This window comes from Blautia sp. Marseille-P3201T (genome assembly GCF_900120295.1).
In the GTDB taxonomy this organism is placed as follows: domain Bacteria; phylum Bacillota; class Clostridia; order Lachnospirales; family Lachnospiraceae; genus Blautia.
In genome coordinates this window covers 358,590-370,674 of record NZ_LT635469.1, presented here as the reverse complement: position 1 = coordinate 370,674, position 12,085 = coordinate 358,590, and the positions used below count along the sequence as shown (strand labels likewise).

The following is a 12,085-nucleotide window of genomic DNA, read 5'->3' as shown; positions in this document are numbered from 1 at the left end:
TTATTTTCTTTTCATTACTCATACGATTTTACCATCTCTCATTCTTATAATCCTTGATGCAGTTTCTGCGATTTCTCTACTATGGGTAATCATGATAATCGTCTGATTGTAACGTTCCCCTGACTCCCTGAGCAGCCTAAGAACCTCTTCACTGGATTCACTATCCAGGTTTCCTGTCGGCTCATCTGCTAAGACAATATCTGGTTTCGTAATCATTGCCCTGGCAATGGCAACTCTCTGCTGCTGTCCGCCCGATAAGGTGTTCGGTAAATTTTTCAACTTATTTTTAATACCCAGAATTTCTACAATCTCTTCAAAATATGCTTCATCAATTTTACTGTTCCCTAAATAAAGTGGTAACAATATATTGCTTTTTACATTCAGTGTTTGAAGAAGATTATAATTCTGAAATACAAATCCGATATGTTTTCTTCGATATACCGTCAGTTCTTCCGATTTCATTTTTGTTATATCTTTTCCATGTATCAGAACCGTTCCCTCTGTCGGATTATCCAATCCGCCCAGCATATTCAGTAATGTTGTCTTACCGCAGCCTGACGGCCCAACAACAGCAATAAACTCACCTTCTTCAACAGAAAGATTGACCTGATCCAATGCCTTCACACAAATCTCTCCGGTACGATAATACTTTTTCAAATCTGATGTTTTAACCAATTCCATGTTTCTCACCTCTCCTTGTTTTAATTTATCATACCCCCTAATTCTTACCGAATTATTACCTAAACAAAAAAAATAAAAAGGGGACATTTAACTCATAATAGAGAAAATGTCCCCTTCATTTTACTGATAAAATTCAGAAACTACTTTAATTGGATTTTACCAATAAGGTGTAATATGTGTATTACAATGATCTGGTGCAATCAGACAGTCATGAGTGCAATCGTCAGGATCACAATACTGTACTTCTACATCAAAATTCTCATTTTGCATTTTCTTTTCTAATTCTTTCATCTCTTGTTCCCCTTCACATATATTCAGCCTTTCAAATTGATTCTACATCAAAGTTGAAATATGCGAATTGCAATGATTTTCCGAAACCATACAATCATATTTGCAATTATCAGGATCACAATACTGTACTTCTACATCAAAGTTTTCGTTCTGCATTTTCTTTTCCAGTTCTTTCATTGTCCCTTCCTCCTTTCTGATATTTTATGATTTTAAAGTGTGACGTCACCACAAATCATCTTATTTAATAAATACCTACTTCTTTACCAAATTTGTAAATGTACTTACTTACTGTCTTTATTGCATTTTGGACTGACTGATTTCCGGCTGAGTCATAGGTATCTTTATTCTGTGCCATTCCAGCCAGTGCTTTAGCATCTTTTGCAGCGCTATAAAGCATATCTCCTACCGCTGTATTCTCAGCACTACTATAAACATCTACGCCAAAGCTGTTCCCTGCTATGGTATATTCGGTACGATGTTTGTCCACATATTTTTCAAAATCTGAATGATTACTGTTTACTGCTGTCAGGTTAGACGCATGATGTGGCTCATTCAAATCTGATACATAATGTGTTCCTTTTCCTATGTACTCCATTGCCTTATCTGTATATCCATCTTTATATGCTGCAACTGCACTTTGATAATAGGTTTCTGCTCTGATTCGTGCAGTAGGATTTTTCTGTCCCATCCAGTTTTTTCCGGTATCCGGATCATAGAAATGTCCTGCAAACGTTCCGTAATCGGTTTCATTTCCTAATACATCTGGCCAGTCTGTATATTCACATATCATAGCAGCTTTTGTATTTAAGACGCTGGAACCTTTATCATTATTTAAAATCTTCAAGGCATTCGATACGATATACTGATGTGTATGATCTACCCCGCCACTGCTAAACCGCTCATCAGGATTTTCCACATGCTCAATCGGTGCACCTGGTCCGTAAATTTCATCTGAACCATTGGAAATATCCAGCACCTGCTGCGGTAAGCCCTGAGGTTCTGCCGCCGATACCGACCATGCCGGTGCTGCGGAAACGCCTACCAAAACCATTGCCAAAAGTACCCCTAGTTTTTTACACCTCATATCTAGTACCTCCTTTTTTCTTATCAGTATATCCGCCGATTCTTACCAAATTATTACAATTAGTGCATTTAAAAAAATATTTTATCTAAAAAAATCATTATTTACTTTTGTATTTTTTACAATTATAATACATCTTGAAAACCGTAAACGCTCTTTATGGTATAGAAAAACTTAGAAATTTAGAACAGAAGGAGTGGGAAACTATGCACCGTATCTTAATTATTGAAGATGATTTCTCCTTAAATAATACCCTGGCTTATAACTTGCGGACAGCGGGCTATACTGTTGACTCTGCATATAATGCAAAAGAAGCCTTTGAATATTTAAAACAGTATCATTACATTCTTCTGATTTTGGATATTAACCTTCCTGACGGAAATGGATTTGAATTATATTCAGAGTTGAAAGAAAAATCAACTGCCAGTATTATCTTTTTAACCGCAAATGATTTAGAAAATGACATAGTGAAAGGATTTGACCTGGGTGCTGATGACTATATTACAAAGCCTTTTTCACCTGTCGTCTTACAAAAGAAAATAGCTGTTTTAACAAAATATATCACAGAAAAACAAAAGGAAACCGTATATGAAGACGGTAATCTCTGCATCAATTTCTCGCAAATGACTGCGACACTGGACAAAGTTCCCCTGGAATTATCCCCTTTGGAGTACCGTATTCTGCAATATTTTATTGTGAATAAAAAGCATATTTTAAAACGGGATCAGCTTCTTGAGCATCTCTGGGATTTCTCCGAAAACTTTGTAGGTGATACTTCCCTAAATACTGCCATCAGCAGACTCCGAAAGAAAATCGAAGCCAGCGGGCATCGTTATATAAAAACAATCTATGGAACCGGATATATGTGGATAGGTGATTAATATGAAAAAAACATTTTCTTTAAAAAAAGTATATATTATAGTTTCCCTGCTATTTCTGTTGATATTTTCAGGAACCTGTATCATATTACGTACACTTACGTCAGACCCTAAAGTATTTTTGCTTTTTACCATTTTCACTTTCCTTCTGCTTATCTGTGTATTTATTCTCTTTTGTACGATTTTCCACAAGCTCACCTTGTTTACTCGTGAACTTCATAAAACATTGGACAGTATGATTGAAGGAACCTATTTTTCCCCTGATGAAAAGTATGACGAAACTTTACTATCACAGATCAACCATCATTTAGGAAGACTGTACAGTATATTGGAAAACACTAAAAATTCTGTAAATGCCGAAAAGATACAGCTCCAGCAGCTAATTTCTGATATTTCTCATCAGTTAAAAACCCCCATGACCACGCTGCGCCTGACAGAGTCCGCTATGGAAAAAGCCATTACAAAACCGCAGGAACTACAGACCTTATTTCACACCAATACTGCACATCTGAACAAGCTGGAATTTTTAATCTCTTCCCTTGTAAAAATATCCCGTTTGGAAACAGGTGTGATAAAACTATCCCCAAGTTATCAAACGATTGGTGACACCATTCTCATGGCTCTGGAAAATATCGTTTTAGCGGCTGATCAGAAGAACATTCAAATAACTTTTAATTATTCAGAAGACTTTAAGGCGTATCATGATCCCAAATGGACTTCCGAAGCGCTGTATAATATCCTGGATAATGCTGTAAAATACACGAATGAAAATGGACATATTTCCATAGAACTTTTTACCCTGGAAAACTATACCAAAATAGCAATCACTGATTCCGGTATCGGCATCAAAGAATCGGAAATCCCTAAACTTTTCCAACGCTTCTACCGCTCTCCTTCTGTCAAAAGCTTTCCGGGAGTTGGTGTTGGGCTTCATCTGGCGCAAGACATTATCAGCCGGCAATATGGCTTTATCCACGTGTTTTCTACCCTTCATGTAGGCAGTACCTTTGAAGTTTGGCTTATCAACTCAGACTCTCCTAAATAAGAAAAATGCCGCTACAGGTTTTAATATCACCCGTAACGGCATTTTCCTTTATTTTATTCCGCTTTTTCTTCATTACCGGATTTTAAATATGTCATTACCTCTTCCACCGTTTTTCCGGAAGCAAGTAAGGCGCTAAAGATTTCATCTTTTTGTTTATCTTCAATCTTCTTCCTAAGTTCTTTTGCTTTCAAACGCAGTTCTTTTAATTCTGCCTCTGTTGTTTTAATCTCCTGTTCTGTCTTCATAAGCATTTCTTCAAGAGAAAGATTTTCTACTTTTTTACGTCTTGGCATACTGTTTCCTCCCATGCTGATATTTTCTTCATTCTACCATTATTGTTCCAAAAATACCAGTCTTTTTATGAATCGCTCCTATCTCCCTCTTCGCTGCTGTTTCTGGCTTTTGGCATATTCCATCTTTTTATTGTATTCGTCCATGATTGCACTTTCCAGATCTGCCTTAAATTCTGCATTGACTGCATGGGCAATGTCCTCCCTCTCTCCTTTTGCAGAATTTTTCTGAGGCATACCTACAAAAGTTTTTCCGTTCCATGCCTGGATCACATGAAGCTGCTGGATTGCCAATACGTCCTGCAGACGAATGGCAACATCTGCCTTAAATGTATCGCTTCCCTGTACCGGATTTACACTCAGATTGTAATACAGCTCTTCCTCTCCCCAACTGCCCTTGCAGTCTGTTTTCGTTTCTGTCATATTTTCATAGGCTTCCCTTACGATATCCAACACTTCCTTTTGAAATTCCTTATCGGTAAACCGGAAAAAAGGAACATACTCCCCTGTTTCATAATCTCTGTAACGGGGCATATCCAGATACAGATTTCCTTTCGAGGACTCTTTAATTGCAAGGCTTTTCACACAGAAGGCCTCATCAAAGGTAATGGTAGCAAATCCTTTCAGGTTATTGATTTTTCCTTCTTCCTGTTTCAATTCCGGTTTATATACTCTGATATTATATTCCATATTGTGATCTCCTTTTCTACTCTATTTTTCGTTACCGAACTGCTGTCTGGCATGGAAGATTTTTAGTTTCCTCCTGCACTTCCACACACTCCTCCTGGTCCTTGATTTCCAGTTCTGCATCAATCTCCATCTGCCAGGTAATATTCTCTTTTAAAAGCTCCTCATACGGGAAAGGCTTTTCATATTCCTGCTTTGCATTTTTTATTTCATTTTCGCAGGTCTTAATTTCTTTTTGAACGTCCTCTACTGCTTTATCAAGAGCATTCAAGCGGTTTTCTATACGGACCATGTTACCGGAGTCACTGCTTTTTAACTCCACACTATACTCCTTCTCTCCCTGAAGAAACAAGATCGGCCCCAGCATATCATTCTGGACAGATACCTGAAACCCCTTATACATACCGACTTCGTGCCTGGTAAAAGCTGTCACCCCTTCTATGATCCCACGCAGAACCTCACCTGCTTCTTTGTGTTTTTCATAAACTTTTCCCTGCAGCGTGATTGCAAACCCCGGCTGTACTTCCATAGCCTGGTTCCTGCGCTCCAAATCCTTTTGAAGTAATTGCAGTTCTCCCTTCAGGCTTTCTATCCTTTTCGGGTACTGGAAAGTGACCGCATCTTGCAGGGCAAACCGTTTCCCTTCATGTGCCGCTTTTAAAATTCTCAGACGTGCCACTTCATTATCTACTTGTATTTTTTCCATAATCAGGGGATTTTCAGAAGCTACCGCTTTAATCTCTGCAAAGTTTAATACGGTTTCATCTATATCCTCACAGATCCTTGCCAGCTCCCGGCTGGTAAATACCTGGCTGATAAACCGCTGTTTTGTTTCTACAATGCCCCATAAATAAGCATCAAAAGAACCCTTTGTTACATAACGGTAAATATTGACTTCCTCATTTTCATTCCCCTGGCGGATAATACGTCCTTCCCGCTGTTCAATATCAGAAGGTTTCCAGGGGCAGTCGATATGATGAGCCGCCACCATTCTGGTCTGGATATTGGTTCCTACCCCCAGTTTTTCGGTACTTCCTATAATAATCCTTTTTCTGCCGGCTCTGACATCAGAAAACATGCGGTCCCTCTGTTCATCTGTTTTTGCATCATGGATAAAGCAGATTTCTTCCTCTGGAACACCTCTGGTAATCAGTTCCTGTTTTAAATAATCATAGACGGTAAACGCTTTTCCAGGTCCGGGTGTCCCAATATCCGAAAAAACAATCTGGGTTCCTTTCTGTTCCTGGGACTGTACATATTCCTGGTAAATGTTTTCTACTGCTTTATTCAGTTTGGAATCCGAATCTACCGGAGCATAACTGTCCAAAAGCCGGGGATCTGTACCCAAAAGCCTTGCTTCCCCGGTAATGCGGAGCATATTGTCGTCCTTTGGATCTACCACACCTCTATGGATTGCTTCTGCCCTTTCCACCATTTCCTGCATACGTTCTTTGACATAATCAGAGGCTTCCGATACTACAACCTTATATTTTCCGTCCTTTAATTCTGGCCGCTTAATATCCAGCATATCAGGCAGAATGATGTCTGCCACTTCTTTAAACAGGTGTATCAGTTCCGGCAGATTGATAAACTTATTAAACCTGGTCCGCATCCGGTAACCGGTTCCCTCCGGTGCCAATTCCAGGGAACTGGTTACTTCCCCAAACACAGAAGCCCATGCGTCAAAATGGTAAATCCCCTTTTCATGAAGCCTCCTTTCCTGTAGATATAACTGCATCACATAAAGTTCCACCATTGAGTTTGACAGAGGGGTTCCCGTTGCCATAATGACGCCCCTTCCCTGATTTTTTTCGTTGATGTACTGGATTTTCATGCGCATGTCCATAGCCCTCTGGGAACCTCTGGAACCCAGACCCGCAACATTGTTCATTTTTGTAAAAACTTCCAGGTTTTTGAACAGGTGTGCTTCGTCTACAAATAGGGCATCTACGCCTGTTTCTTCAAAGTACATCACATCATCTTTGATTTCTTCATTGTTCAGTTCTTCGATTTTCTCTAGCAGTTTTTTCTTTCTGCTTTCCATCTGCTTTATGGACCAGTTCTTTCCCTCTTCTTCCCTTGCCCGGTTAATGGCTTCTACCAGTTGCTCTGCCTGCTCTTCTATCATGGCTCTTTGCCGGTCAGGGGAAATGGCAATTCTCTGGAACTGAGTATGGCCGATAATAATACAGTCATAATCCCCTGTTGCCATTCTGGCAATCATACGCCTGCGGTTTTCCTTCTGAAAATCTTCTTTTCTGGTAATCAGGATCTTCGCATCTGGATAAGCCCGCAAAAATTCTGCTCCCATCTGGAAGGTCAGGTGGTTCGGAACGGTAAGAAGGGGTTTCGTTGCCAGCCCCAGTCTCCTCATCTCCATACAGATGCAGATCATTTCCAGAGATTTACCAGCGCCTACCGTATGAGCAAGTAAGGTATTTCCTCCACACAGCAATGCCCTTGCCACAGCATTTTTCTGATAAGGACGCAGCTTTAACAGAGGGTTCAGTCCCGGCAGTTTTAAATAAGAGCCATCATAGCTTCGTTGTCTGTCGCAGTTAAAGGTTTCATTGTAAAAATCCACATATTTTTTTCTGCGCTCCGGCTCCTTAAAAATCCAGTCCCGGAAGGCTTCTTTTATCTGCTCCGCCTTATCCCTGGCAAGCATGGTTTCCTTCCGATTGATCACATAACGTACTTTTTCCCCTTCCTGCACCCGGTCCCTGATAGTCACAATCCGGCTGTTTAACAGTTCCTCTATAATGCTGATCGCATCCATAAATCTTGTGCCATAGGTTTGTCTGGTACGAATGGTTCCTCCAAAAAAGTTTCCCCTGTCAATATGGTAAGACATATCTGCATCTAAGCGCTCAATCTTGAGGGCATGTCCACTATGAGCGCAATAGTTTCTCTGGTTGTTCTCCGGGATTTCCAAAAGCTCATAGATAAATTGTTCGTAATCCTCATTTTCAATCCAGGTTGTTCCCAATTTTACACTGATCTCAGGCGCTGTCAGGTCTTTCGGCTGTACCTTTTCCAATGCTTCCACATTGTCTACAAACAGGGGATTGTTCTGCGCATAGATCCTGGCAGTACGGAGCTTCTGACGCACATTGCCGCTTAAATACTCATCTGCGGTTTCCCACCCTGCATTTGGATCTTCTTCCTTTGCCAGTACCGGGTTCTGGTAGATTAACCCTTTTAATTCCTGGAGCATTTCTTTCCTGTTTCCCGGATAAAGGGAAAGCATATAGGGAATATCCACCCGGTTATATTCTGACAGACTGATATGCAGCGCTTCCTGGGCATTTTCCACTTTGTCTATCACATCTCTGGGGCGTATGGTCCTTTTATAAAAAATGTCGGCTTTGGTTACATTTTTGTCCTCATCAACTACTTCCAGGGAAGAAAGCAGGGGATAATCATTATCCTGCCGGAACGCCATTTTATTTGTCCGGTCACAGAAATATCCATGCGTTTTCACAAAGGCATCATACAAACGGTTTAACTGTTCCTGTGCGTTTTTCAGTTCCTGGTCGGAACAATTTTCCTGCTGTATTTGTAAAATTTCACGCACCAGAAGGCGGATTTTATGCATGGCACGTATCCGGCGCTTCACACTTTCCTTTGCCTGGCTCCGGTATAAAGACTCCCCTTCCCGGTAATATACTTCGTCCTGTATCACCGTAAACGTATAATTAGGTATCTCTGGGGAAGCAGCTAAGACGTCCTGCTCTTCCTTCTTTTTTTCTGCTATGCTTTCTTCATAACAGTTTTTAGGAAGCTCTCCAACTGCGTCCAAAATTCCTTTTTCCAGGTCAAAGTCTTCCGCTTCATTAACCAGGGCTGTATATTTGGAATCTTTCCCGAAAAACTGTTCAAACCAGACCATTTTCCCAAGCATCATTTCCGGGTGTTCCAGATAATACTCATTCACCGGCACCATGTCTTCCGTAAGCCCTGTATAAGTCCAGATCGGCTCCCCAATCGAAGGCTCTGCTTTTTTCTGAAAAAACAAAAGGTCACTGGTAACTGCGGTATTGGCGCTCTTTCCAAAAGAATCTGCCGGAAGCCGGACTGCCCCTAAAAGGTCTGCCTGTTCTGCCAGATTTTTTCTCACAGCACTGTCATTTTTATCCAACGTTCCTTTTGAAGTTACCACTGCCAAAATGCCTCCTGGCCGAAGGAGGTCCATGCTTTTCCGGATAAAATAATCATGGACTTTCAGCTTCATCTTTTTATATCGGGGATCGTACAAGCGAAAGTCCCCAAAAGGCACGTTTCCCACAATTACATCAAAGCTGTTATCCTCAAATTCCGTTTTTTCAAATCCTTTGATCTGGATACTGGCTGAAGGGTGGAGCTTTTGTGCAATCCTTCCGCTTATGGCATCAATCTCCACGCCATAAAGCTGGGATTTTTGCATACTTTCCGGAAGACCATGAAAAAAGTTTCCAATCCCCATAGCCGGTTCCAGAATTTTTCCCTTCTGGAATCCAAACTGCTCCAGGGCTTTATAAACACCCCGCACGACTTCCGGCGGCGTATAAAAAGAACTGTTGACACTGGCCCTTGCCTGGGCGTATTCTTCTGCGGTCAACAGTTCCTTCAATTCCTGATATTCTTTTTTCCACTCCGGGCGTTTACTGTTAAAAGCATTTGGCAGCCCACCCCACCCTACATACCCCGCAAGAATTTCCTGTTCTTCTTTTGTGGCGTTTCTCTCTTCCTGCTCCAGTGTTTTTAAGATACGGATCGCCCGGATATTTTTCTGATACCGGCTTTTATCCCCACCGGTAAACTGCAGCCACCCTTCTGGGTAATAATAATCTCCGGCTTCTACCTTGCCTTCTGTTTGGACAGAGGTTCTTCCTTCCTGCCAAAGCTCTTCCTTTTTTAGAATTTCGCTATATTCTTCCCATAATGCCGGAAACCAGGGGAGCAGACGGTACATATTCTCCTGCAGCTCTAAGGTTTCTGAATCTTCGGTATAGGCAATCTGGTCCTCCTCTATAAGATGTGCAGTAAGCCCGCCAAACTGATCCCAGGAAAGTTCCTGCAGAAAGTCCTGACTTTCTGGCAGGGTGATCTTAATCCCATTTTCCTGAATACAAAGCTCATAATTTCCATGTTCTGTCCGCACCAGATAATAAGGCTGGCCTTCCGGTGCTTCCCGAAGCAAAAGCGTCTTCAAAAAATGGTCTTTTTCTTCCGGTAGCTGATTGGTCGTATAGACCAGACAGAGCATTTTCTTTAAAATATCCGCCTGGATATTCTGTTTATAAAAGGCTATGCCAATCTCTTCTAATGGGATTGGTTCCTTTTCCTCAATCACTTCCTGCGCCTTCTTTGGCTGTAAGGTTTCTTCCTCTATATCTTCCCCGTTTTCTAAGGCTTCCTCCGATACGGATAACAGAGGAAGATAGGTCCCTTTTTCAATCCGTTTTCCAATTTCCAAAGAAACCTCGTCCCAGTACCAGAACGCCTCCTTCATGGAAGTTCCCTCACTCCAAAGGATATAAAAACCGCTGGAACCGCTTTCTGCAATCAGGATACCGTCTTTTATATGGGCTTCTCTTTTTACATCTCCATACAATTCATAAAGATAGGCTTCCCGTTCTGTTTCCTCTGGATTGTTCCGGTAAAACTCATAAATTTTATATGGTATCTCCTGCTCTGTCATTTCCAGAAGGATTTTCTCTTTCTGCCAGTTTTCCGGCTGTGCAGGTTCTATCTCCCCAGACAGAAAAGGAACCGCCGAAGCAGTTCCTTTCCCTGTATCCTTTTCTGTTTTTTCCTGTTTTATCCGATCCTGGGGTGAATGATCTCCTCCATAACCTGTTTCTGCGCTTCCATATCCGCCTGTATCCGAAGGTTGGTCATTTCCAACGTGTTGTAAGGGTCTATCCTGTCCTCTCTGGTCCAGGTCTTCAAAAGACTTTCTGCCAGTTTCTCGTGGTATTCCTCCGCTTCTGTCTGGATTTTCATAAGTTTCTCCATCAGTTTCCCGGACAGGAGCATCATTTCGTATTGTGCCTGGTCCGTTCTCTTCATTTCCTGTGCTGCGATCCTGCCGTAACGGTTCAGGGACGCCAGCATCTTCTCCTCGCTCATCACGCCCTCTAAGACTGGTATCTGTATGCCATTCATTTCCCTGTACTGGATTCCTGCGATCCCTTCCATAATACTGCCTCCTTTCAAGGTCTATGTTCTTCATGGTCCTTGCAATCTGTAACACAATCCGCCCAGATAAATGGGATACCAACCGCCCTGTCCGGTACAGAACCTCCTCATTCTCTGAAAAACCGCAGATAAAAGAAAAATCCAGGGTGTCATCTCGGATACCGCAGCGGCTTTCCACCGCATAACAGACACTATTTACAAGAAACTCTGTAATCTGGTTTTCTTTTACCTCCTGTCCCTCTCCGGTAAGGACAGCCAGCTTCTGCAAGGATTTTAAAATTTCATCTTCCTCTTCTATCATAAACCAAACATTTGTTCTTGTAAAGGCGTCTAAAGAATTTTTAAACTTTTTTTCCTGTTCGTAGATTTCCGGGAACAGCTCCCTTGCCAGCAGCCTGCGGTTTGTCCCATTCACCTGCCAGTTCCAGGGCCGGATTCCCTGTCCCTTTACATCTTGAATATCATAAACATGGGTAACTCCTTCCCCGAAAATTTTGGAAGGAAATACTGCAATTCCTTTACTTCCTCTGGCAACCGGCAAATCCATTTCCAGCCAGGCATCATATCCTGCAAGAACGGAAGCATCTGGGCGCTGGGCATATACCATACAGGTATTTAAGAAGTCCAACTGATACAGACGCCCCATGCAGGAAAGGAAATTTTTCCAGGAATCCTCCGACTCTGAAATCCAGTGTATGGTTTCCTCATACAGTTCCCGTACTTTTGTGATATGCTTCATCTGCTGTTCCTTCTTTCTTTTACAGGTACCAGTTCTTTTGCAGAAATATCACGATAGGAAAAATCATCTGCCCCCAGCACGATTTTTTCTGCATAGTAATCTGCTTCTGCTTTTGCAGTTGCCTCCAGTTCATTCCTGCCCCGGTATCTTACTTTTTTCTCCAGGACTTCTGTTATGGTCACTTCATATTCTTTTTCGTCCATGCTTCTC

Annotated in this window: 10 protein-coding genes; 2 read left to right on the top strand and 8 right to left on the bottom strand. The window is 41.7% G+C overall.

What is annotated here, in order from left to right; all coding sequences use genetic code 11:
* Positions 1-18: 18 nt before the first annotated feature.
* From BQ7352_RS06700 to BQ7352_RS06695, 4 genes are all read right to left on the bottom strand, one after another.
* Positions 19-681: an ABC transporter ATP-binding protein gene (locus tag BQ7352_RS06700; RefSeq protein ID WP_055173318.1), complete on the bottom strand. Its 663-nt coding sequence runs from the start codon at positions 679-681 to the stop codon at positions 19-21.
* A gap of 156 nt (positions 682-837) precedes the next feature.
* Positions 838-972, bottom strand: a complete 135-nt coding sequence (locus BQ7352_RS14980) for a hypothetical protein (RefSeq protein WP_256280327.1) — start codon at positions 970-972, stop codon at positions 838-840.
* A 42-nt stretch (positions 973-1,014) separates the two neighbouring features.
* Positions 1,015-1,149, bottom strand: a complete 135-nt coding sequence (locus tag BQ7352_RS14975) for a hypothetical protein (protein ID WP_256280326.1) — start codon at positions 1,147-1,149, stop codon at positions 1,015-1,017.
* A 64-nt stretch (positions 1,150-1,213) separates the two neighbouring features.
* Complete coding sequence (locus BQ7352_RS06695; RefSeq protein ID WP_072448057.1) at positions 1,214-2,056, bottom strand: zinc dependent phospholipase C family protein; 843 nt, start codon at positions 2,054-2,056, stop codon at positions 1,214-1,216.
* 203 nt (positions 2,057-2,259) lie between these two features.
* Between BQ7352_RS06695 and BQ7352_RS06690 the strand changes: the two genes are divergently transcribed.
* Together BQ7352_RS06690 and BQ7352_RS06685 are read left to right on the top strand one after the other, a co-directional pair.
* Positions 2,260-2,934, top strand: a complete 675-nt coding sequence (locus BQ7352_RS06690; protein ID WP_055173314.1) for a response regulator transcription factor — start codon at positions 2,260-2,262, stop codon at positions 2,932-2,934.
* A gap of 1 nt (position 2,935) precedes the next feature.
* Entirely contained in the window at positions 2,936-3,976 is a 1,041-nt protein-coding gene (locus tag BQ7352_RS06685) for a sensor histidine kinase (RefSeq protein ID WP_072448055.1), read from the top strand.
* Between the two features lie 53 nt (positions 3,977-4,029).
* Here the strand turns inward: BQ7352_RS06685 and BQ7352_RS06680 are convergent, their stop codons facing one another.
* The 4 genes from BQ7352_RS06680 to BQ7352_RS06665 form a co-directional block, all read right to left on the bottom strand.
* Complete coding sequence (locus tag BQ7352_RS06680) at positions 4,030-4,269, bottom strand: hypothetical protein (RefSeq protein WP_055056124.1); 240 nt, start codon at positions 4,267-4,269, stop codon at positions 4,030-4,032.
* Positions 4,270-4,347: 78 nt separating this feature from the next.
* A complete protein-coding gene (locus BQ7352_RS06675; RefSeq protein ID WP_072448053.1) occupies positions 4,348-4,956 on the bottom strand; it encodes a septation protein SpoVG family protein in 609 nt (202 codons plus the stop codon).
* A gap of 31 nt (positions 4,957-4,987) precedes the next feature.
* Positions 4,988-11,875: an N-6 DNA methylase gene (locus BQ7352_RS06670; RefSeq protein ID WP_072448051.1), complete on the bottom strand. Its 6,888-nt coding sequence runs from the start codon at positions 11,873-11,875 to the stop codon at positions 4,988-4,990.
* Entirely contained in the window at positions 11,872-12,078 is a 207-nt protein-coding gene (locus BQ7352_RS06665) for a DpnD/PcfM family protein (protein WP_055056107.1), read from the bottom strand. Before BQ7352_RS06665 ends, BQ7352_RS06670 begins: the two co-directional genes overlap by 4 nt.
* Positions 12,079-12,085 lie beyond the last annotated feature (7 nt).